Annotated in this window: 20 protein-coding genes; 10 read left to right on the top strand and 10 right to left on the bottom strand. The window is 63.7% G+C overall.

The features are described from left to right. Window positions 1-107: 107 nt before the first annotated feature. From ACIPZG_RS21735 to ACIPZG_RS21710, 6 genes are all read right to left on the bottom strand, one after another. On the bottom strand, window positions 108-1283 hold the full coding sequence (locus ACIPZG_RS21735; RefSeq protein ID WP_400716777.1) for a hypothetical protein: 1176 nt from the start codon (window positions 1281-1283) through the stop codon (window positions 108-110). Beyond that, the gene (locus tag ACIPZG_RS21730; protein ID WP_400716775.1) at window positions 1280-3772 is read right to left on the bottom strand and encodes a CS1-pili formation C-terminal domain-containing protein; all 2493 of its coding nucleotides are present in this window, start codon (window positions 3770-3772) and stop codon (window positions 1280-1282) included. The genes ACIPZG_RS21735 and ACIPZG_RS21730 overlap by 4 nt, the downstream gene beginning before the upstream one ends. Window positions 3773-3872: 100 nt before the next feature. After that, window positions 3873-4349 carry a CS1 type fimbrial major subunit gene (locus tag ACIPZG_RS21725; protein ID WP_400716772.1) on the bottom strand — a complete coding sequence of 159 codons (477 nt, stop codon included), beginning with the start codon at window positions 4347-4349 and terminating at the stop codon, window positions 3873-3875. A gap of 226 nt (window positions 4350-4575) precedes the next feature. Further along, window positions 4576-6240 (bottom strand): cation acetate symporter, encoded by a 1665-nt coding sequence (locus ACIPZG_RS21720; RefSeq protein ID WP_400716770.1) that lies wholly within the window; start codon window positions 6238-6240, stop codon window positions 4576-4578. Next, window positions 6237-6548 (bottom strand): DUF485 domain-containing protein, encoded by a 312-nt coding sequence (locus tag ACIPZG_RS21715; RefSeq protein WP_008090326.1) that lies wholly within the window; start codon window positions 6546-6548, stop codon window positions 6237-6239. Before ACIPZG_RS21715 ends, ACIPZG_RS21720 begins: the two co-directional genes overlap by 4 nt. Before the next feature lie 241 nt (window positions 6549-6789). Further along, window positions 6790-7638 (bottom strand): glycine betaine ABC transporter substrate-binding protein, encoded by an 849-nt coding sequence (locus tag ACIPZG_RS21710; RefSeq protein ID WP_400716767.1) that lies wholly within the window; start codon window positions 7636-7638, stop codon window positions 6790-6792. 209 nt (window positions 7639-7847) lie between these two features. On the opposite strand from ACIPZG_RS21710, the gene ACIPZG_RS21705 reads away from it, so the two are divergent. Further along, window positions 7848-9404: a glycosyl hydrolase family 17 protein gene (locus ACIPZG_RS21705; RefSeq protein ID WP_400716765.1), complete on the top strand. Its 1557-nt coding sequence runs from the start codon at window positions 7848-7850 to the stop codon at window positions 9402-9404. Between the two features lie 9 nt (window positions 9405-9413). Here the strand turns inward: ACIPZG_RS21705 and ACIPZG_RS21700 are convergent, their stop codons facing one another. After that, window positions 9414-9782 carry a hypothetical protein gene (locus tag ACIPZG_RS21700; RefSeq protein ID WP_400716763.1) on the bottom strand — a complete coding sequence of 123 codons (369 nt, stop codon included), beginning with the start codon at window positions 9780-9782 and terminating at the stop codon, window positions 9414-9416. Between the two features lie 189 nt (window positions 9783-9971). On the opposite strand from ACIPZG_RS21700, the gene ACIPZG_RS21695 reads away from it, so the two are divergent. Then, window positions 9972-11270, top strand: coding sequence for a serine/threonine protein kinase (locus ACIPZG_RS21695; RefSeq protein WP_400716760.1), 1299 nt, complete (start codon window positions 9972-9974; stop codon window positions 11268-11270). Beyond that, entirely contained in the window at window positions 11263-12087 is an 825-nt protein-coding gene (locus ACIPZG_RS21690) for a VacJ family lipoprotein (protein WP_400716758.1), read from the top strand. Before ACIPZG_RS21695 ends, ACIPZG_RS21690 begins: the two co-directional genes overlap by 8 nt. A gap of 132 nt (window positions 12088-12219) precedes the next feature. Here the strand turns inward: ACIPZG_RS21690 and ACIPZG_RS21685 are convergent, their stop codons facing one another. Continuing rightward, window positions 12220-13362, bottom strand: a complete 1143-nt coding sequence (locus ACIPZG_RS21685) for a patatin-like phospholipase family protein (RefSeq protein ID WP_400716756.1) — start codon at window positions 13360-13362, stop codon at window positions 12220-12222. Window positions 13363-13404: 42 nt separating this feature from the next. Then, window positions 13405-14340: a lipid A biosynthesis lauroyl acyltransferase gene (locus tag ACIPZG_RS21680; protein WP_400716753.1), complete on the bottom strand. Its 936-nt coding sequence runs from the start codon at window positions 14338-14340 to the stop codon at window positions 13405-13407. Between the two features lie 111 nt (window positions 14341-14451). Here ACIPZG_RS21680 and minC point away from each other — a divergent pair, with 111 nt between their 5' ends. The 7 genes from minC (at window position 14452) to ACIPZG_RS21645 (ending at window position 21191) form a co-directional block, all read left to right on the top strand. Continuing rightward, window positions 14452-15216, top strand: a complete 765-nt coding sequence (gene minC, locus ACIPZG_RS21675; RefSeq protein ID WP_400716751.1) for a septum site-determining protein MinC — start codon at window positions 14452-14454, stop codon at window positions 15214-15216. Window positions 15217-15318: 102 nt separating this feature from the next. Continuing rightward, complete coding sequence (gene minD, locus ACIPZG_RS21670) at window positions 15319-16131, top strand: septum site-determining protein MinD (protein ID WP_008092938.1); 813 nt, start codon at window positions 15319-15321, stop codon at window positions 16129-16131. A 3-nt stretch (window positions 16132-16134) separates the two neighbouring features. Then, entirely contained in the window at window positions 16135-16389 is a 255-nt protein-coding gene (gene minE / locus ACIPZG_RS21665) for a cell division topological specificity factor MinE (RefSeq protein WP_003252572.1), read from the top strand. Between the two features lie 149 nt (window positions 16390-16538). Then, on the top strand, window positions 16539-17174 hold the full coding sequence (locus ACIPZG_RS21660; protein ID WP_008092923.1) for an RluA family pseudouridine synthase: 636 nt from the start codon (window positions 16539-16541) through the stop codon (window positions 17172-17174). 171 nt (window positions 17175-17345) lie between these two features. After that, a complete protein-coding gene (locus ACIPZG_RS21655) occupies window positions 17346-18635 on the top strand; it encodes a M18 family aminopeptidase (protein ID WP_400716749.1) in 1290 nt (429 codons plus the stop codon). A 190-nt stretch (window positions 18636-18825) separates the two neighbouring features. Beyond that, a complete protein-coding gene (locus ACIPZG_RS21650) occupies window positions 18826-18993 on the top strand; it encodes a hypothetical protein (RefSeq protein ID WP_016391345.1) in 168 nt (55 codons plus the stop codon). Window positions 18994-19037: 44 nt separating this feature from the next. Further along, window positions 19038-21191, top strand: coding sequence for a mechanosensitive ion channel family protein (locus ACIPZG_RS21645; RefSeq protein ID WP_400716746.1), 2154 nt, complete (start codon window positions 19038-19040; stop codon window positions 21189-21191). 82 nt (window positions 21192-21273) lie between these two features. Here the strand turns inward: ACIPZG_RS21645 and ACIPZG_RS21640 are convergent, their stop codons facing one another. Beyond that, window positions 21274-21987 carry a UTRA domain-containing protein gene (locus ACIPZG_RS21640; RefSeq protein ID WP_400716743.1) on the bottom strand — a complete coding sequence of 238 codons (714 nt, stop codon included), beginning with the start codon at window positions 21985-21987 and terminating at the stop codon, window positions 21274-21276. Window positions 21988-22236: the final 249 nt, after the last annotated feature.

Genomic DNA, 22236 nt, shown 5'->3' with positions numbered 1-22236 from the left:
GATAGCCAATAGGCATCACGACAATCATTGTGGTCTTTTGCTTTCGCGCAAAAAGCAGGAAATTTCCCTACGGGCTGAGGAAATTTCCTAAAGACAATCTGGGCAACTCAGAGCTGCGCTTCGAATACCACCGTGACCAGGCCCTCATAGCGGCTGCCAGGATGGTCGAGCATGCTCGGGATCTCGCTGCCCGCCACCTCGAAATGCAGCTGCCCGGGCTGGTTCCAGACGGTGCTGGTCGGCTCGATCTTGAGTGCCGCCGCTTCACGGGTGGGGATCGCTTGTTTGCTGATGGGCGCGCCGTTGTGCTGCATGCTCGCCGGCAGGGTCACCGCCACTTGTACCGGCACCATGTGCCCGGCGTTTTCACGCAGGCCGCACAGCCCACCGAGTTCATACTGGCAGCGCTTGTAGAGCTTGATCGGGCCGGTGCTCCAGATGCGCAGCGGCAGGTCACGGTACAGCCGGGTCGGAGCGCCGCGCCCGCCGAGCCAGGCCATCCAGCCGCCCGGTGGCTCCAGTACCGCACGGTCTGAGCCGGGCGGGAACTGCAGGTACAGGTCGTGTTGCACGTCGAGTTCGAAATGCACCCTGAGCTGGCTGGCATTGAGGTCGGTGACGGCGTTGCCGAAGTCGAACTCCCCGCCCGGGCCGATGCTGTAGGCGATACTGCCGCGGTAGATGCCCTGGGGCATGCCGATCGGGCGCGGCATGATCAGCTCGTAGTTGACCCCGAACTGGCTCACGGCCACGTCATTGGTCAGGCCGAGATTGGTGTCGGTAACCTCGTGACAGGCTTGCGGTGCCGACGGGTTGTTGATCGACCAGCGGAATTGGGTACGGGTAGTGTTACTCACCCCGATGATCATTTGGCAACCACCCCGTGCCGACGCTGCCAATCGCCCGTTTTGAGTCAGCCTTCGCAAGTGCTGGCTGAGCGCGCGAATGCGAAAAGTAAGGGTGTAGCGCGCCCCATTGTCGTTGACGACCTCCACCTGGCGCTCACCCGGCATCTGGATGAAATGCCTGTCGCGGATATCCGGGGCCTGGTTGATGATGGTTTTGTTGTAGGTAATCGGCAGGTCAGCCGTGTAATTGTTGCCTTGCGTACACGCCGCAGGCCATACCGCACAGAACGCAGCGGGTGGCGTGACGTTTTCGAATCGTCCATCGGGCTGGCCGCGGTAGCGCATGGTCAGGGTCATGTCGATTGCCTGGCTCGCCAGCGACCAACTGCCAGAGAGCAGCAGCAATGCCAGGGACATCAGTTTGCGAACGCTCAACTTCTGTTCTCCATTTGCACGGGCGCGGCATCGGCCATGCGACCTTCGGCACACGACACATCCCCCACCAGCATCACATCCCCTTCCCGCTGCAACTGCTTCAGGTCGAGTTCGAGCAGGCACAACGCCGCGCCGCCCTTACGCACTTCCAGGGTCGGCGTCGACTCGCTCATTTCCACGGCAAAATGCCCGCCGGCCTCGCTGACACTGCGGCTGGCGTGGTTGACCACCTGCGCGCCCTGCAGGGGTTGCCCGTCACGGTCGAGCAGGCGGCCAAGCACGGTCACCGTGCGCATCACCCGCAACTTGCGGTAGCCGACGCCTCCGCGATTGAGGTGGTAATCGAAACTGGTGGGCTGGATGACCGCTGCCGTTTCGTTGTCGCCGTCGAAATCGAACTGCACGTAGCCTGACTTGTAGGCGCCCACAGGGATCACGTTGCGCCCGGGCTGCAGCGCGGCGCTCAGCCCCTGCAGGTCATCGGCGCGCAGCTTGAGGCCCTCGATATCGCTCTCGACATCCACGATCAGGCCAGCATCGTGAGGCAGGTACTGCCCCGTCATGGCCAGCTTGCCCTCGCCCACCGCCACGATGCTCTGCAGGTTCAGGCCGGTACTGACTTCGCCGTTGTAGGAAGAACTCTGGGCATAGGCGTCACCGTACAGCGCTTGGTTCTGGAACTGCGCATTGCCACCGAAGCCTGCGCCGTAACGGTCCGCCGTGACGGTTGCGCCGAGGCTGCGCACCAGCCCCAGGTCGACATCGCGCTGGTAGGCCAGCGAGGCATTCTGGTCGCGCCCGCCATCGTGCGAAGTGCGGCTGCCGATGCTGGCGGCAATGCGCTCGCCTGGCCCCCCCAAGCTCATGCTCACCGCCAGGTTGACGCCACGGTTGCGCGCCTCGCCGCTGCTGCGGGTCCCGGGGCGGTCGAACAGGCTCAGGCGCCAGTTGGCGTCGGATCCGAGAAGTTTGCCGTAGTACGACCAGCCCAGGTCCACGCCCAGGCCAGCGGCGGCGCCGGAACTTTGCGCCAGGCGGATTGTTGCCGAGCTGCGGTTGTTCAGGCGCTGGGTCAGCAACAGCGAGGTCTGGCTCTGCTCGGAATAGCGCACGATCTGGCTATGGGTCGGGCGGCTGACCGTTTCCAACCACGACCGGCTGTGGCTGAACACCAACGAGCCGTATTCATGGTTGTGAATGACCTGCAGGTCGTAACCGTTGCCCTGGTCCTCGGTGCGGTAGAGGTTGCCGTAGAGCTTGAGCCGATCGAGCGGGTCCCAGTCCAGCGATGTGCCGTACTGCATGGCCTCGTCGACCTGCTGCACGGAAAATCCGAGCACCGCCCGCGGGTGCAGCAGGTAGTTGGCCAGCACGCCGGCGCTGAGGCTGTCGTCGTGTTCTTCGTCCCAGTTGCTCAGCAGGCTGGTCTGCTGACCCAGGTACAGGTTGTAGCGCCAGCGGCTGTCGGCGTTGCGCCAGTTGCTGGGCTTGTAGACGAATTCGTCGGTGCGCGAGGTTTCCTGGCCGTCCTCGAGCAGGCGCACCTCGACCTGGTAGATGCCACCTGGCAGCACGCGAGTGTCCAGGGCTTGCAGGCCGGGTTGCACGGGCTGGCTGTTGATCAGCACGCCGTTGCGGTAGATCTCTACCACGCCGGGGCGGTTGGGGGTGACATAGATCGGCGTGGTACTGGGCTGGCCGTTGTCGATCAGCAGGCTGTCGCTGCTGCCAAACATCAGGCCGAGCGTGGTATCGGGGCTCTGGCCGAGCAGCCGGGGCTGGCGAGTCAGGCCCTGGGCGCCAGGGGTGAAATAGCCCAGGCGGAAGAAATGTTCGGCGTGCAGGCTTTCGGCGTACAGCTGGCTGACCCGATGGCGGGTCTGCTGGCCGCTGATACCGCCACGGTCGACCTGGGCGTCGGCCAGGGTCGTCCAGTTGTCGAGGCTGCCCTGCCCCTGAAGTGAAAACAGCCCGCTGGTGTCGCGCCCGTCACTCACAAGGTTGAGCTGGTTGCGCAGCAGCAGGCCACTGCCTTGTTCGGGCAGCGTGTGAAAACGCGGGGCATCGCCGGCCAGTTCAGCGGCATGAGTGAGCAATGAGAGCTGCGAATTGACCAGGCTGTAGTGGATCGCGCGCAAGCCGTCCGGACAGTCCTTCTGGCAGTCGCCGAGCGGCCGGCCGGCGGCCAGGCGCTCCTGCCAGCGGCGGCGCAAGGTGTCAGGCTCGCGGCTTTCCAGGTGGTCGGTGAATTCCAGCAACTGCACCCGCTCGTCGCGGCTGAGCACCACCATGGCATCGCCCAGGTAGCGGCCATCCAGGTCGACCCGAACCGCCAGCGGCACGTCGAAGAAGTGTTCCTCGAACTCCCGTGGCAGGCCCTGGGCCTGGCTGACCACGCCCATGGCGCTGCCTTCGGCAGCGGCAGTGAATGGGAGCACGGCAAGGCATGCCGTGAGCAGCAAAGTCTTTGTAGTTGAAAAAAAGGCCATGACCCTGTCTGCGAGCAAAACGTCGCCCTCACCCCCGGCGCGACCCAGGGGCGAAGGTGAGCAACAACGGGTGAAAGGAAAAATGTGCGAGGGCGTCAGATCACGGTGCAGCGGTTTCGAACATCATGCTGACCAGGCCTTGGTAGTTGCCTGGCTTGTAGCCACCGGCCGGTACCTGTGGCGCGACTTCGAAGTCGACGATCGCACCCGGCGCGGCTTGGGCCTCGGAGAGGATCTCGGTGGCGTTGGTGGTGAGGACGGTTTCGCCGATCTTGACGTCCAGGTCGATGGCGTCCAGGCCGCTGCTGACCACGGCCGGGGACAGCAGGTGGGCGGTGATCGGGCCGATGGTGCTCTTGGCCTGGAGCTGCTTGCGAACCGGGGTCAGGGTGCCTTGAAACGAGTTCCAGGCCATGTCTTGCGGGTCGTTCATCCAGTTGCCGCCGACGGGCTCGACGTAGAAGTTGGCAGTGGGGACAGTGGCGGTGATCAGCACCTGTTTCTCGATCGGGTCCTCGGCCATGGCGGGGCCTGCGGCCAGAACTGCGAAGGGGAGCGCCAGAAGCAATGCTTTCACGAATGTATCTCCTTGAAACCTGTAGTTAACATCTTCGAATGATCGCCAATCAGGCAAAGCGCCGTTGACAGGTGAATTATTCGGATTTGTCTGCAGGGGAAATACGGGATCGCTCCGAGCGAGTTGTTGAAATTTCCGAGGGATCGCCGGCAAGCCGGCGATAAGGCCAGTAAAAACAACAACGCCCCGACAGGCGGGGCGTTGTGTTCAAGCTACAGATGCAAGCTTAGTGCGACACCGCGCCGCTGGCACCCAGGCCAGTCTGCGAACGGACGAACTGCGGGTAGAACAGCGCACGCTCGTCATCGGCCGCCTTGGACTTGTCGGTGACCGAGAAGAACCAGATACCGGCGAAGGCAATGATCATCGAGAACAGCGCCGGGTACTCGTACGGGTAGATGGCTTTCTCGTGACCCAGGATCTGTACCCAGATGGTCGGGCCGAGGATCATCAGCGTCACCGCACTGATCAGGCCCAGCCAGCCGCCGATCATGGCACCGCGGGTGGTCAGCTTCTTCCAGTACATCGAAAGCAGTAGCACCGGGAAGTTGCAGCTGGCCGCGATGGAGAACGCCAGGCCGACCATGAAGGCGATGTTCTGCTTCTCGAACAGAATCCCCAGACCGATCGCCAGCACGCCCAAGGCGATGGTGGTGATCTTCGACACGCGGATCTCGTCCTTGTCGTTGGCCTTGCCCTTGCGCCATACGCTGGCGTACAGGTCATGGGACACCGCCGAGGCACCGGCCAGGGTCAGGCCAGCGACGACCGCCAGGATGGTGGCGAACGCTACCGCCGAGATGAAGCCGAGGAAGATGCTGCCACCCACGGCATCGGCCAGGTGCACCGCCGCCATGTTGTTGCCGCCCAGCAAGGCGCCAGCGGCATCCTTGAAGTCAGGGTTGGTGCTGACCAGCAGGATCGCGCCGAAGCCGATGATGAAGGTCAGGATGTAGAAGTAGCCAATGAAGCCGGTGGCATACAGCACGCTCTTGCGCGCTTCCTTGGCATCACTGACGGTGAAGAAGCGCATCAGGATGTGCGGCAGGCCAGCGGTACCGAACATCAGCGCCAGGCCCAGGGAGAACGCCGAGATCGGGTCCTTGACCAGGCCGCCCGGGCTCATGATCGCTTCGCCCTTGGCGTGTACCTTGATCGCCTCGGAGAACAGGGTGTTGAAGTCGAAGCCCACGTGCTTCATCACCATCAGTGCCATGAAGCTGGCGCCGGAGAGCAGCAGCACCGCCTTGATGATCTGCACCCAGGTGGTGGCCAGCATGCCGCCGAACAGCACGTACAGGCACATCAGGATGCCCACCAGGATCACCGCGACGTGGTAGTCCAGGCCGAACAGCAGCTCGATCAGCTTGCCGGCGCCGACCATCTGCGCAATCAGGTAGAACGCCACCACCACCAGCGAGCCGGAGGCCGACAGGGTGCGGATTTCCTTTTGCCCGAGGCGGTACGAGGCAACGTCGGCAAAGGTGTACTTGCCCAGGTTGCGCAGGCGTTCGGCGATCAGGAAGAGGATGATCGGCCAGCCGACCAGGAAGCCGATGGAGTAGATCAGGCCATCGTAGCCCGAGGTGAACACCAGCGCGGAAATCCCCAGGAACGAGGCCGCCGACATGTAGTCGCCGGCAATCGCCAGGCCGTTCTGGAAACCGGTGATCTTGCCGCCGGCCGCGTAGTAGTCCGCCGCCGACTTGTTGCGCTTGGAGGCCCAGTAAGTGATACCGAGGGTGAAGGCGACGAAGGCCACGAACATGGCGATCGCCGAGACGTTCAGCGGCTGCTTCTGCACCTCGCCGGTGATGGCATCGGCTGCCCACACGGCGGGTGCGAAAGCGCCGCAGGCCAGGACGGCCAGGGCTTTGGCGTGGCGAATCATTGTTGCGCCTCCTTGAGGATGGCCTTGTTCAGCTCATCGAATTCGCCGTTGGCGCGGCGCACGTAGATGGCGGTCAGGACGAATGCCGAAACGATCAGGCCGACGCCCAGGGGAATACCCCAGGTAATCGACGACTCGGGGCTGAGCTTGGCGCCCAGCAGGTGAGGACCGTAGGCGATCAGGAGGATGAATGCGCAGTAGAGGCCAAGCATGATCGCCGAGAGAATCCAGGCGAAGCGCTCGCGTTTGCTGACCAGCTCCTTGAAGCGGGGGCTGTTTTGTATCGAGAGGTAAATGCTGTCGTTCATTGTTTTTGTCCTAGCAGCACAGATAGGGGATGGAACCCACACCGTCACTTTATGCTGCCGTTGGACGCCAACCAGACGACCTTAGTCTTAGATGCAAGAGTGTTTTGCAGGATCTGTAAGAAAGCGGGGGCGCTTTGCGCCCCTTTCGCGACACAAGGCCGCTCCTACAAGGGACCGCGAACCCTTTGTAGGAGCGGCCTTGTGTCGCGAAAGGGCTGCAAAGCAGCCCCCGCATCCACCATTACTTACCGGTCCACTCCTTGACCCGCTCCGGATGCTTGGCCACCCAGTCCTTCGCAGCCGCCTCAGGCTTGGCCCCATCCTGAATCGCCAGCATCACCTCGCCGATCTCATCCTTGGATTGCCACTGGAACTTCTTGAGGAATTCGGCAACTTCCGGCGCCTTCTTGTCCAGCTCCTTGCTGCCGATGCTGTTGACCGTTTCCGCCGCGCCATACACCCCTTTGGGGTCTTCCAGGAACTTGAGCTTCCATTTGGCGAACATCCAGTGCGGCACCCAGCCGGTCACGGCAATCGACTGTTGCTTGGGATAGGCACGCCCCAGTTCCGCCGTCATGCCCGCCCCGGAGCTGGCCTGCAGCTTGTAGCCGGTAAGGTCGTAATCCTTGATCGCCTGCTCGGTCTTGATCATCACGCCGGAGCCTGCGTCGATACCGACGATCTTCTGCTTGAAGCTTTCGTCGGTCTTGAGGTCTTCAATGCTGGTTGCCTTGACGTATTCGGGGACGATCAGGCCGATCTTGGCGTCCTTGAAGTTGGCGCCGTAGTCGACCACCTTGTCCTTGTTCTTGGCCCAGTACTCACCGTGGGTGACCGGCAACCACGCCGAAAGCATGGCATCGAGCTTGCCGGTGGCCACGCCCTGCCACATGATCCCTGCAGCAACCGCCTGCAGTTTCACGTCGTAGCCGAGCTTCTGCCTGATCACTTCGGCGGCCACGTTGGTGGTCGCCACACTGTCGGCCCAACCATCCACGTAGCCGATGCTTACCTCTTTAGCCATTGCCTGCGCAGCGCTCATGGCCAATACCAGAGCGGTACCCACTCCCAGGAAACGTCGCATCTTCATCAAAGCATCCCCTCGTCAGGTCTTGGAGAATGCATCATGTGCCTGCAACCACCGTCGACCTGCTCCATCTGCGACCTGTACCCGAACCCATTGCGACAGCACTATGCCATTAGCGGCAGGGGCCCATACAGTTCTGCGCGATCCTTGCATGCCAAAGGTTTGGCGCCGGGCTACTATCTATCGTTTTGCGCCTGACGACGGACCGCCCGATGCCCAACCCTGCCCGCCTGCTGTTGCCACTCTACCTGCTCGCCTGCCTGCTCGCCCTGCTCGGGCTCGGCGCGCTCTGGTACGGGCTGGGCAAGCCGTTGCACCTGCCAGACGCCGCCAGCCCCACGCACAAGCTGCAATGCGCGTCGTACACCCCGTTCGACAAGGACCAGTCGCCCTTTGATCAGCCCTTCCGCCTGCGGCCGGCCCGCATGGACGCCGACCTGGCGCTGCTGGCCGAGCGATTTCAGTGCATCCGCACCTATTCCATGACCGGTCTGGAGGCCATCCCGGCACTGGCGCGCAAGCACGGCCTGAAGGTGATGCTCGGGGCCTGGGTGAATGCCAACCCGGTCGACACCGACAAGGAAGTGAAGCTGCTGATCGCTTCCGCCAACGCCAACCCCGACGTGGTCAGCGCGGTCATCGTCGGCAACGAGGCACTGCTGCGCAAGGAAGTCACCGGCGAGCGCCTGGCGGCGCTGATCGGCGAGGTCAAGCGCCAGGTCAAGGTGCCGGTAACGTACGCCGATGTCTGGGAGTTCTGGCTGCAGCATCCGCAGGTGGCGCCGGCGGTGGACTTCCTGACCATCCACCTGCTGCCGTACTGGGAGGACGACCCCAGTAGCATCGATGACGCCCTGGCCCATGTCGCCGAGGTGCACCAGGTGTTCGCCAACCGTTTTGCGCCCAAGGACGTGCTCATCGGTGAAACGGGCTGGCCCAGTGAAGGCCGACAGCGCGAGACCGCCGTGCCCAGCAGGGCCAATGAAGCGCGCTTCGTGCGCGGCTTCATCGCCATGGCCGAGGCCAACGGCTGGCACTACAACCTGATCGAAGCCTTCGACCAGCCGTGGAAACGCGCCAACGAAGGGGCAGTGGGCGGTTACTGGGGGCTCTACGATGCCGACCGGCAAGACAAGGGCGTGCTCGAAGGGCCGGTGAGCAACTTACATTTATGGCCGCAGTGGTTGCTGGCCAGCGTGGTGCTGATGGCCGCCATGCTGGTGCTCGCAGGGCGCCCCGCTACGGCTGCCGGCGCCCTGCTGTTGCCGCTGCTGGCGGCGTTTGGCGCAGGTTGCCTGGGGCTGTGGGGCGAGCTGATGCGTACCCATGCACGGTTTGCCGGGGAGTGGCTGTGGGCGGTGTTGCTGGCGGGATTGAACCTGCTGGTACTGATTCATGCCGGCCTGGCCCTAGCGCGGCGTGCGGGGTGGCGTGAGCGCCTGTTCGCCTGGCTCGAAGCGCGTGCCGGGTGGCTGTTGCTGGCGGCGGGGTTCGCGGCTGCGGTGAGCATGCTGGCGATGGTGTTCGACCCGCGATACCGCAGCTTCCCGACAGCGGCGCTGGCCTTGCCGGCGGTGGTGTATCTGCTGCGGCCGGTGGCGGCGGCGCGGGCGGAAGTGGCGTTGCTGGCCTTCATCGTCGGCGCTGGCGTACTGCCGCAGCTTTACCGTGAAGGGCTGCAGAACCAGCAGGCCTGGGGCTGGGCGGTGGTCAGTGTGTTAATGACTGCAGCGTTGTGGCGCAGCTTGAGGTTGCGCCGGGCTGGATGACAGCCCCTGTCAGCGCCGACGCGCTTGCCGGACCAGGCGCAACCCCGCCAGCACTACTGCGAATACCGCGATGCTAGCGGTATACAAGACCAAGGCCGGTACCCCGAACACCAGCGCCAGCGCCGCCAGCCACCCTCCGCCGCGACCAGAAACCACCTGCGCCAGCAATGCCAGCCCCAATCCGGCCCAAGCCAACACCTGGAAGTGAATCCCCAGCCCAAGCACCGATCGCACCTGGCACTGCCAGTACTCACCCGGCACCGTGCACAGCCCGACCCACCGAGCGTCTTCCATCAACCCATAACGCACGCCATAGCTGGCAGCGAGCCACAGCGCGAGACACAGCAACAACGAAGCGGCCGGCAGCGAACGAGACATCCTGTTCTCCCATGGCGGTCATCGAAAGGCACTATGATCGCCCATGGCCTGTCTCAAGGCAAAACCGCGGCTTAGCAGCTATGTTGCAATTAGCAGGGACACCAAAGACCCCTGCACTTGGCAACTTTGCAGGCCTGGATGTGGTCCTAGCCTGCGTATTGCACGACCTTGTACCTTCTGGGGGATTACATGCTTCGATCTTGGCGCCTTGTCGCCCTTCTTGGCGGCCTGTTCATGGCTGCTGCCGCGTCGGCTCGGGATATCGACGCCGCCAGCTACGGTTTCCCCTTGACCAACCCGTTCGAGGCGACCATCGCTACCACACCGCCCGAACAGCGACCGACACTGCCCAGCGACGATGAAATCGACCAGGCCGACTACAGCCTCAACCTGCGCCCGGAGCGTGAGTTCACGCTACCCGACAACTTCTGGTCGGTGAAAAAACTCAAGTACCGCCTGGCCAAGCAGGACCATGAAGCACCCCTGATCTTCCTCATCGCCGGCACCGGTGCGCCCTACTCCAGCAGTATCAACGAGTACCTGAAAAAGCTGTTCTATCAGGCCGGCTTCCATGTGGTGCAACTGTCGTCACCGACCAGCTGGGACTTCATGAGCGCCGCCTCGCGCTTCGCCACCCCCGGCGTCAGCAAGGAGGATGCCGAGGACATGTACCGGGTGATGCAGGCGGTGCGTGCCCAGCACCCACGCCTGCCGATCAGCGAGTTCTACCTCACCGGCTACAGCCTGGGCGCGCTGGATGCGGCATTCGTCAGCCACCTGGACGAAACCCGCCGCAGCTTCAACTTCAAGCGCGTGCTGCTGCTCAACCCGCCGGTCAACCTGTACACCTCGGTCAACAACCTTGACAAGCTGGTACAGACCCAGGTCAAGGGCATCGACCGCAGCACCACGTTCTATGAGCTGATGCTGGACAAGCTCACCCGCTACTTCCAGGACAAGGGCTACATCGACCTCAACGACGCCTTGCTGTACGACTTCCAACAGTCGCGCCAGCACCTGTCCAATGAACAGATGGCCATGCTCATCGGCACCTCGTTCCGCTTCTCGGCAGCCGATATCGCCTTCACTTCAGACCTGATCAACCGCCGCGGCCTGATCATTCCGCCGAAGTTTCCGATCACCGAAGGCAGCAGCCTCACGCCGTTCTTCAAGCGCGCCCTGCAGTGCGATTTCGACTGCTACATGACCGAGCAGGTGATTCCGATGTGGCGCGCCCGCACCGATGGCGGCAGCATCCTGCAGCTGGTCAACCAGGTGAGCCTGTACGCGTTGGAGGACTACCTGCGTGACAGCCCGAAGATCGCCGTGATGCACAACGCCGACGACGTCATCCTCGGCCCTGGCGACATCGGCTTCCTGCGCAAGGTATTCGGCGATCGCCTGACGCTCTACCCCCATGGCGGCCATTGCGGCAACCTCAATTACCGCGTCAACAGCGACGCCATGCTGGAGTTCTTCCGTGGTTAACAAATGCCTCCTCGCCACCGCCCTGCTGGTTGCCGGCAATGCCCTGGCCGCGGAAACCGCGCCACGCGCCAGTGTGATCGAAGCCGACCCGCAGGTGACAACACAACCGCTGGAACCGGAGTCCGATGGCTTCATCGACCCGCTGCGTGAACTGAAATTCAATCCCGGGCTCGACCAGCGCGAGTTCGAGCGCTCGACCCTGGCAGCCTTGAACGTGTACGACCCGCTGGAGTCGATGAATCGGCGCATCTACCACTTCAACTACCGCGTGGACCAATGGGTGCTGCTGCCGCTGGTGAGCGGCTACCAGTACGTCACCCCAAGTTTCGTGCGTACCGGCGTGAGCAACTTCTTCAACAACCTGGGTGACGTGCCCAACCTGCTCAACAGCGTGCTGCAGCTCAAACCCAAGCGTTCGGCAGAAATCACCGCCCGCCTGATGTTCAACACCATCATCGGCGTGGGCGGGCTGTGGGACCCGGCGACCAAGATGGGCCTGCCGCGCCAGAGCGAAGACTTTGGCCAGACACTGGGCTTCTATGGCGTGCCGGAAGGGCCGTACATCATGCTGCCGGTGCTGGGCCCGTCGAACCTGCGTGACACCACCGGGGTGGTGGTGGACTATGCCGGGGAACAGGCAGTGAACTTCCTCAATGTGCCGGAAACCAGCACCGATCATCCGGAGATCCTGCTGTTGCAGGTGGTGGACAAGCGCTATACCACGCGCTTCCGCTATGGCCAGCTCAACTCGCCGTTCGAGTACGAGAAAGTGCGGTATGTGTACACCCAGGCGCGCAAGTTGCAGATAGCGGAGTAAAGGTTTGCCTGCGCAGTCGTTGTAGGAGCGGCCTTGTGTCGCGAAAGGGTCGCGAAGCGGCCCCAGGTTTTCAGCGCCGGAGCACATATCGATGGGGCCGCTTTGCGGCCCTTTCGCGACACAAGGCCGCTCCTACAGGCCCAGAAACTGCTCCAGCTCCCGCCTTTTGGCCAACGCATCCCGCCGCCCCAGCTCGATCAGCTCGCTGCAGTAGCTGGCCTCGAACAGCAAGTAACTCAACACCCCCGCCCCACTGGTCCGGGTCGCCCCCGGCCCGCGCAGGAACAGCCGCAACGCCGCCGGCAGCTCACGCCGGTGCCGCGCGGCGATCTCGTCCAGGGGCTGGCTGGGCGCCACCACCAGTACCTCGATCGGCGCCAGGCCCAGGCGCCGGGCATCCAGGTGGGCAGGCAGCAGGTGGCTGAGGTGGTTGAGCCGCTGCAGCAGCTCGATGTCATCTTCCAGGCTGTCGATGAAGGTGCTGTTGAGCATATGCCCGCCAATCTGCGCCAGGCTCGGTTGCTGGCCGCTGAACACACGCTGGGTCGGTAAAGGCGGCGCCGGCCGTTGCGGGTTGCCGCTGACCCCGACCACCAGCACGCGGCTGGCGCCAAGGTGCAACGCCGGGCTGATCGGCGCCGACTGGCGTACCGCGCCGTCACCGTAATACTCGTCGCCCAGTCGCACCGGCGCGAACAGCAGCGGAATCGCCGCGCTGGCCAGCAGGTGGTCGATGGTCAGCGGCGTAGGCACGCCGATGCGGCGGTGGCGCAACCAGGCGTCGATGGTGCCGCGGCCCTGGTAGAAGGTCACCGCCTGGCCGGCGTCGTAGCCGAACGCAGTCACCGCCACCGCACGCAAGTGCTCGGCGGCCAGGGCATCGTCGATACCGCCAAGGTCAAGGTGCGACTGCAGCAGCTGGCGCAAGGGGCTGCTGTCGAGCAGGGCCACCGGCGCGTTACCCCCCAGGCCCAGCAGGTTCTGGCTGACGAAGCGGCTGGCTTGGCGAATCACCCCTGGCCAGTCGCTGCGCAGCACCAGGTGGCTGCGAAAGCCCTGCCAGAAACGGGTGAGCGCTTGCACCGATTCACTGAAGCGGCTGGCGCCGCTGGCCAGGGCCACGGCGTTGATGGCGCCGGCCGAGGTGCCGACGATGACCGGGAACGGGTTGTTCGCGCCAGGGGGCAGCAGCTCGGCGATGCCGGCCAACACGCCGACCTGGTAGGCGGCGCGGGCACCGCCGCCGGAGAGGATCAGGCCGGTGGTTGGGGTCATCGAGTCCTTCCTGGCGTCAGGGCCGGGCCTGAAAAAAAGCGGTCAGCGCTTTTTCTTGTCATACAGCCGCGGCTCACCCTCGGGCCGCGACTTGAAGCGACGGTGCGCCCACAGGTACTGCTCGGGACATTCGCGCAACACGCCTTCGATCCACTGATTGATGCGCAGGCAGTCGGCCTCTTCGCTTTCACCGGGGAAGTCCTCCAGCGGCGGATGGATCACCAGACGATAGCCGCTGCCATCCTCCAGGCGCTTCTGGGTGAAGGGAATGACCTGCGCCTTGCCCAGCCGGGCAAACTTGGTGGTGGCGGTGACCGTCGCCGCCGGGATACCGAACAGCGGCACGAACAGGCTCTGCTTGGCACCGTAGTCCTGGTCCGGCGCATACCAGATGGCACGGCCAGCGCGCAGCAGCTTGAGCATGCCGCGCACGTCTTCGCGCTCCACCGCCAGCGAGTCGAGGTTATGCCGCTCGCGGCCGTTGCGCTGGATGAAGTCGAACAGCGGGTTGCCGTGCTCGCGGTACATGCCGTCGATGGTATGGACCTGCCCCAGCAGTGCGGCACCGATCTCCAGGGTGGTGAAGTGCACCGCCATGAGAATCGCGCCCTGCCCGGCCTGTTGCGCCGCCTGCAGGTGTTCGAGGCCTTCGATGTGCGCCAGGCGCGCCAACCTGGCCTTGGGCCACCACCAGCTCATGGCCATTTCGAAGAAGGCAATGCCGGTGGAGGCGAAATTCGCCTTCAACAAACGGCGCCGTTCGTCGACGGACAATTCCGGGAAGCACAGCTCCAGGTTGCGCGCGGCAATGCGCCGACGCTCGCCGGCCACGCGGTACATCAGCGCGCCCAGGGCACTGCCGAGCCACAGCAGGGCCCGGTACGGCAGCTGCACCACCAGCCACAGCAGGCCCAGGCCAAGCCACAGGCCCCAGAACCGTGGGTGAAGGAAATAGGGACGAAAACGCGGGCGTTCCATTGAAGCTTCCGGTAGGACAAAGGCTGAGCATTCTACATCGGATCCGCGCCGGTTGCGGCCAACCGGTCTTATCGTTATAAGTCAGGGCACTTTTTTCGCAACTTGCCGTCTATGCAGACCATGAGCCCAAACCCCACACCCGACACCGCCTCCGTGTTCCAGCTCAAGGGCAGCATGCTCGCCATCACTGTGCTGGAACTGGGGCGCAACGACCTGCAAGCCCTCGACCGCCAACTGGCGGCGAAAGTGGCCCAGGCACCGAACTTCTTCAGCAACACGCCACTGGTGCTGGCCCTGGACAAGTTGCCGGCCGACGAAGGCGCCATCGACCTGCCCGGGCTGATGCGCATCTGCCGCCACCACGGCCTGCGCACCCTGGCCATCCGCGCCAACCGCATCGAGGACATCGCCGCGGCGATCGCCATCGACCTGCCCGTGCTGCCGCCCTCCGGTGCCCGCGAGCGGCCGCTGGAGCCGGAGCCCGAGGTGAAGAAGCCCGAACCGGCCCCGGCCCCTGCGCCGCCCCCCGCTGCCGAGCCTGAAATCCGTCCTACCCGGATCATCACCTCGCCGGTGCGCGGCGGTCAGCAGATCTACGCCCAGGGCGGCGACCTGGTGGTCACAGGCTCCGTCAGCCCAGGCGCGGAACTTCTCGCCGATGGCAACATCCATGTGTACGGCGCCATGCGCGGCCGCGCCCTGGCCGGCATCAAAGGCAATACCAGGGCACGCATCTTCTGTCAGCAGATGACCGCCGAAATGGTCTCCATCGCTGGCCAGTACAAGGTCTGCGAAGACCTGCGCCGCGACCCGCTGTGGGGTTCCGGCGTGCAAGTCAGCCTGTCCGGTGACGTGTTGAACATCACCCGTCTTTAACGGATACTTGCCGTCATTTTTAGAGCAACTTTTTTACTCGTTGCCGTTTTTTTGCATTTTTGCTGGGACACGCGTCCCGACTTAATTTAGGGGTGAAACACCTTGGCCAAGATTCTCGTCGTTACTTCCGGCAAGGGGGGTGTGGGCAAGACCACCACCAGCGCCGCCATCGGCACCGGCCTCGCACTGCGCGGCCACAAGACAGTCATCGTCGACTTCGACGTGGGCCTGCGTAACCTCGACCTGATCATGGGTTGCGAACGTCGCGTGGTGTACGACTTCGTCAACGTGGTCAACGGCGAAGCCAATCTGCAACAGGCCCTGATCAAGGACAAGCGCCTCGAGAACCTGTTCGTACTGGCCGCCAGCCAGACCCGCGACAAGGATGCACTGACCCAGGAAGGCGTCGAAAAAGTACTGATGGAGCTGAAGGAAACCTTCGAATACGTCATTTGCGACTCGCCGGCCGGTATCGAGAAGGGCGCGCATCTGGCGATGTACTTCGCCGACGAAGCCATTGTCGTGACCAACCCGGAAGTATCCTCGGTACGTGACTCCGACCGCATGCTGGGCATCCTGTCGAGCAAGTCGCGCCGCTCCGAGAACGGCGAGGAGCCGATCAAGGAACACCTGCTGATCACCCGTTACCACCCCGAGCGCGTCGAAAAGGGCGAAATGCTCAGCATTGCCGACGTCGAAGAGATCCTGGCGATCAAGCTCAAGGGTGTGATTCCCGAGTCTCAGGCGGTTCTCAAGGCTTCCAACCAGGGCATTCCGGTCATCCTCGACGACCAGAGCGATGCTGGCCAGGCGTACAGCGACACCGTCGACCGCCTCCTGGGCAAAGAGAAACCCCTGCGTTTCATCGAAGTGCCGAAGCAAGGATTCTTCGCGCGCCTGTTTGGAGGCAAGTAAACCATGAACCTTTTTGACTTCTTTCGTGGCAGACAGAAACAGACCAGCGCGTCGGTGGCGAAAGAGCGTCTACAGATCATCGTGGCGCATGAGCGCGGCCAGCGCAGCGAGCCGGACTACCTGCCGGCCCTGCAGAAAGAACTGCTCGAAGTGATCCGCAAGTATGTGAACATCGGCAACGATGACGTGCACATCGAGCTGGAAAACCAGGGTAGCTGCTCGATTCTGGAACTGAACATCACCTTGCCGGATCGCTGATCTGGCTAATCCGGGGCTGCTTTGCAGCCCTTTCGCGACACAAGGCCGCTCCTACAGGGGTTAGTGATCTCTGTAGGAGCGGCCTTGTGTCGCGAAAGGGCCGCAAAGCGGCCCCAAATGATTTACACCGCTCTCACAGAGAACCCGCAATGCCGCTGTCGAACGTGCAGATCCTCCATGAAGACGCCGCCATCCTGGTGGTCAACAAGCCGACCCTGCTGCTGTCGGTGCCAGGCCGTGCCGACGACAACAAGGACTGCCTGATCACCCGCTTGCAGGAAAACGGCTACCCGGACGCGCTGATCGTTCATCGCCTGGACTGGGAAACCTCCGGCATCATCCTGCTGGCCCGTGATGCCGACAGCCACCGCGAGCTGTCGCGCCAGTTCCACGACCGCGAGACCGAGAAGGCCTACACCGCCCTGTGCTGGGGCCAGCCGGCGCTGGACAGCGGCAGTATCGATCTGCCGCTGCGCTACGACCCGCCCACCAAGCCACGCCATGTGGTGGACCATGAACTGGGCAAGCATGCCTTGACCTTCTGGCGCATCGTCGAGCGCTGTGGCGACCACTGCCGCGTCGAACTGACGCCCATCACCGGGCGCTCGCACCAGCTGCGCGTGCATATGCTGTCGATCGGGCATCCGCTGCTGGGCGACCGGCTGTATGCCAACCCTGAGGCGTTGGCGGCGCATGAACGGCTGTGCCTGCATGCTTCGATGCTGAGCTTTACCCACCCGGTTACCGGCGAGCGATTGAAGTTCGAGTGCGCGGCACCGTTCTGAGTTTGTGTGTTGGCTGTCCTGGCCTCATCGCCGGCAAGCCGGCTCCCACAGGTGGATCACTGCCCTTGAGAACAGTGGAATAGCTGTGGGAGCCGGCTTGCCGGCGATGGGCCCGACACAATTTGTGATCTATCTGCGTTAAACTCGCGCCACTGCTGTCTGGAGTGAGCTATGCGCGAAGCACTGAATACCGGCCTGATTGATTTTCTGAAGGCCTCCCCGACGCCCTTCCATGCCACCGCCAGCCTGGCCCAGCGCCTCGAGGCTGCCGGTTACCAGCGCCTGGATGAGCGTGACAGCTGGGCCACGGTGCCTGGCGGTCGCTACTACGTTACCCGCAACGATTCCTCGATCATTGCCATCAAGCTGGGCAAGCAAGCGCCCCTGCTGAACGGCATCCGCATGGTCGGCGCGCACACCGACAGCCCGTGCCTGCGGGTCAAGCCGCAGCCTGAGCTGCAGCGCCAGGGCTTCCTGCAACTGGGCGTGGAAGTCTACGGCGGCGCCCTGCTGGCGCCGTGGTTCGACCGCGACCTGTCGCTGGCCGGGCGTGTCACCTACCGCCGTGACGGCAAGGTGGAAAGCCAGCTGATCGACTTCAAGCTGCCGATCGCGGTCATTCCCAACCTGGCCATCCACCTCAACCGCACCGCCAACGAAGGCTGGCAGATCAATCCGCAGACCGAACTGCCGCCGATCCTTGCCCAGGTGGCCGGTGACGAGCGCATCGACTTCCGCGCCCTGCTCACCGAGCAGCTGGCCCGCGAGCACGACCTCAACGCCGATGTGGTGCTGGACTACGAACTGAGCTTCTACGACACCCAGGATGCCGCGCTGATCGGCCTGAACGGCGACTTCATCGCCGGTGCCCGCCTGGACAACCTGCTGTCGTGCTATGCCGGCCTGCAGGCGCTGCTGGCCGCCGACAGTGACGAAACCTGTGTGCTGGTGTGCAACGACCACGAGGAAGTGGGCAGCTGCTCGGCCTGTGGCGCCGACGGCCCGATGCTGGAACAGACCCTGCAGCGCCTGCTGCCGGACGGCGACGCCTATGTACGCACCATCCAGCGCTCGCTGATGGTCTCGGCCGACAACGCCCACGGCGTACACCCCAACTACGCCGACAAGCATGACGGCAACCACGGGCCCAAGCTCAACGCCGGGCCGGTGATCAAGGTCAACAACAACCAGCGTTACGCCACCAACAGCGAAACAGCGGGCTTCTTCCGCCACCTGTGCATGGCCGAGGAAGTGCCGGTGCAGAGCTTCGTGGTGCGCAGCGACATGGGTTGCGGTTCGACCATCGGCCCGATCACCGCCAGCCACCTTGGCGTGCGTACCGTGGATATCGGCCTGCCGACCTTTGCCATGCACTCGATTCGCGAGTTGTGTGGCAGCCAGGACCTGGCGCACCTGGTGAAGGTGTTGACGGCGTTCTATCGCAGCCGCGAATTGCCCTGAGATTGATGTTGTCAGTGCCGGCCTCTTCGCGGGACAAGCCCGCTCCCACAGGATCTGCGTCGGACCTTTGGGAGCGGGCTTGTCCCGCGAAGAGGCCGGCACAGGCACTACACCTGCCCAGGATCAATCCCCGCCCCCCTTCAACCCGCTATGCTTAACGCATGCCCCCATGCCATAAGGTTTGCTGTCCATGTCCCCGTTCTTGTCCCTGTTCGTACCGGTGTTCCTGTTCCTGATGCTGCTGACCATCGGTTTCAGCATGCGCGAGCGCAACATCGGCGTATTCATGATGTGGATCGGTACACTGGGCATCTTCGGCCTGACCTGCTGGAAGATCCTGGAGAAACTCCCCACATAAACCTCTACACTCGGTCAATCGTTTGACCTGAGGTTGATTTCCCGGTGCCTGCCCTCCTGCGTTGCCTTGCCCTGCTGCTGTTTCTCTTCGTTTCCCCGGCCCAGGCGGCGGGCCTGCCCGGCCTGCTCGGCTCGAAAGCGCCAGCCCAGCCCGAGGCGACCGAGCCACTGGGCAAGTCGCTGGACGAGGTGATCAAGAACCTGGAGAACGACCAGCAACGCGCCAAGCTGCTGGCCGACCTGAAGAAGCTGCGCGATGCCACCAAGCAATCGCAACCCGCCGCCGAACAGGGCGTACTGGGCCTGATCGGCGGTGCCTTGCACGACCTTGAAAAGCAGTTCAGCGGTGAGGCCAGCCCGTTCAATCGATGGGCGCTGGAAATCGACCAGGCCCAGACAGAACTGACCGAACTGATGGTGCCCGTGCGCGAGTGGCCGGCGATCCTGTTCGGCTTTGCCGCGATCATCGCCGTCTGGAGCCTGCTGGCCTATGCCTTCAACTGGATCGGCCACCGGGTGCGAGTGCGCTTCGGCTTGACCGAGGAACTGCCCCAGCACCCACGCACCTGGGACCTGGTGCGCTTCGCCCTGCGCAAGCTCGGGCCGTGGCTGGTGGCGCTGGTGTTCACGGTGTACCTGAGCTTTGCCCTGCCCTCCTCGCTCGGCAAATCGATGGCCATGGTGCTGGCCTATGCACTGGTGGTAGGCACCTGCTTCTCGGCCATCTGCGTGATCGCCTTCTCCTTGCTCGACGGCCCCCATCGTCACCGTGCCCTGCATATCCTGCGTCACCAGGCCTTCCGCCCGCTGTGGCTGATCGGCAGCTTCGCTGCCTTTGGCGAAGCCATGAGCGACCCACGCCTGACCGTCGCCCTCGGCACGCACCTGGCGCATGCCCTGGCCACCCTTGCCAACATCATCGCCGCGCTGTGCACGGGCCTGTTCATCCTGCGCTTCAGAAGGCCGATCGCTCACCTTATCCGCAACCAGCCTCTGGATCGTCGCCTGACCCGCCGCACCCTGAGCGACACCATCGAACTGCTGGGCAGTTTCTGGTTCGTGCCGCCGCTGATCCTGGTGGCGATTTCGCTGATCGCCACGTTCGTTTCTGCCGGCGACACCAGCACCGCCTTGCGACAATCACTGATGTGCACGGTGCTGGTAGTAGTGAGCATGGTGCTCAACGGCCTGGTCCGCCGCCACGCCGCCAACCCGAAACGCGCCAACAAGCGCCAGGCGGTCTACACCGAACGCCTGCGCAACTTCGCCTACGCCCTGCTGCACCTGGGCATCTGGCTGGTGTTCATCGAGCTGGGGCTGCGGGTGTGGGGCCTGTCGATGGTCGGCTTCGCCGAGGGCGAAGGCCACGAAGTCAGCATGCGCCTGGCGGGGCTTGCCGGGACGTTGATCGCCGCCTGGCTGGTGTGGATCCTGGCCGACACGGCGGTGCACCACGCCCTGGTGCGTTCGCGCCGGGGCCTTGCCAACGCCCGTGCGCAAACCATGATGCCGCTGATTCGCAACGTGATGTTCGTGGCCATTTTCATCGTCGCGGTGATCGTCGCCCTGGCCAACATGGGCATGAACGTCACGCCGTTGCTGGCCGGTGCCGGTGTGATCGGCCTGGCCATCGGTTTTGGTGCGCAGTCGCTGGTGGCCGACCTGATCACAGGGCTGTTCATCATCATCGAGGACTCGCTGGCCATCGATGACTACGTCGATGTCGGCGGCCACCTGGGCACGGTCGAAGGCCTGACCATCCGCACCGTGCGGCTGCGCGACATCGACGGCATCGTGCACACCATTCCGTTCAGTGAAATCAAGAGCATCAAGAACTACTCGCGCGAGTTCGGCTATGCGATCTTCCGCGTGGCGATCCCGCACAGCATGAACATCGACCAGGCCATCACGCTGATACGGGAAGTGGGGCAGAAACTGCGCAACGACCCGCTGATGCGCCGCAACATCTGGTCGCCGCTGGAACTGCAGGGGGTGGAGAGCTTCGAGTCGGGGTCGGCCATCCTGCGGGCGCGCTTCAAGACGGCGCCGATCAAGCAGTGGGAAGTGTCGCGGGCGTTCAACCTGGCGCTGAAGCGCCAGCTCGACGAAGCGGGGCTCGATTTGGCGACGCCGCGGCTGTCGGTGCAGGTGGTCACGGCCGGGGGTGGGGGGATGACGGAGTCCGGGTCCTCCCGTTAGGGCCTCATCGCCGGCAAGCCGGCTCCCACAGGTATCCCACATTCCTTGTGGGAGCCGGCTTGCCGGCGATGGGGATCACGCCCTATCCAGCCTGCGCGCGGATGCGGATCGCATCATGCCGCCAATACTCCAGGTCACAGTCGATCAGGTGCCCATGCTGGTCACTGTTGACCCGGGTGATATGCAGCCCCGGGCTGCCCGCAGACACCTTCAGCGCCGCCGCCGCGTCCACCGGCAAGGCGGTGGGCAAGATCTCGAAGCGCACCTGCCCATATTCGATGCCATACACCCGCCCATAGATCTCGGTCAGCGACTGCGCCAGCTCCTGTTCGAGAATACCCGGGAAATACTGCGGGTTGAGGTAATGCTCGGCATACAGCACCGCCCGCCCATCGATCCGCCGCAACCGGCATATCCGCACCACGCTGGACAACGCCGGCAGGTGCAGACGTGCGCAGATGGTCGCCGGGGCCGGCTGCAGGCGGGCCGACAACAGCTCGGTGGTAGGTTGGCGGCCTTGGGCCCGCACCATTGCATGAAAGTGACTACGCTCGATCAGGTCGTAGGTCAGCCGTTGCGGTGCGACGAACCAGCCGCGCCGCTCCTCACGGTAGATCAGGCCCTGGGCCTCCAGCTGCACCAATGCCTCGCGCAGGGTGATGCGCGTGGTGTCGAACACCTCACTGAGCTTGCGCTCGGCGGGTAGCTTGCCACCCGGCGCAAGCAAGCCGTGCTCGATCTGCTCCTGCAGGGCATGGCAGATGGCTGTTACCGCACGCGGTGGCGTCGACTGCATCAAGGGTTACCTATCTGGACTAGTCCAGCCCCACGACAGGGCCTCTGGAGAATAGTGCAAGCCTAGGCAGGGCTGATGAACATCCTGTGACAGAGGCTTCGGCCAAGCCACTGCCAGAAGCGCGCCAAGCCCGCAAATTCAAGGGTGCGAACTGGTCTACGCTGTACTTTCAGGTAACCGTGGCCAGCGCTCGAGGCCTTTCCCTACATCAAACTGTCACGCAAGCGGCCTACCTTGGCGCAAGGTTTG

Source organism: Pseudomonas sp. NPDC089395, assembly GCF_044749525.1.
Classification (GTDB): domain Bacteria; phylum Pseudomonadota; class Gammaproteobacteria; order Pseudomonadales; family Pseudomonadaceae; genus Aquipseudomonas.
The sequence above is the reverse complement of the archived record's forward strand: the minus strand, read 5'-3'. Positions and strand labels throughout refer to the sequence as shown.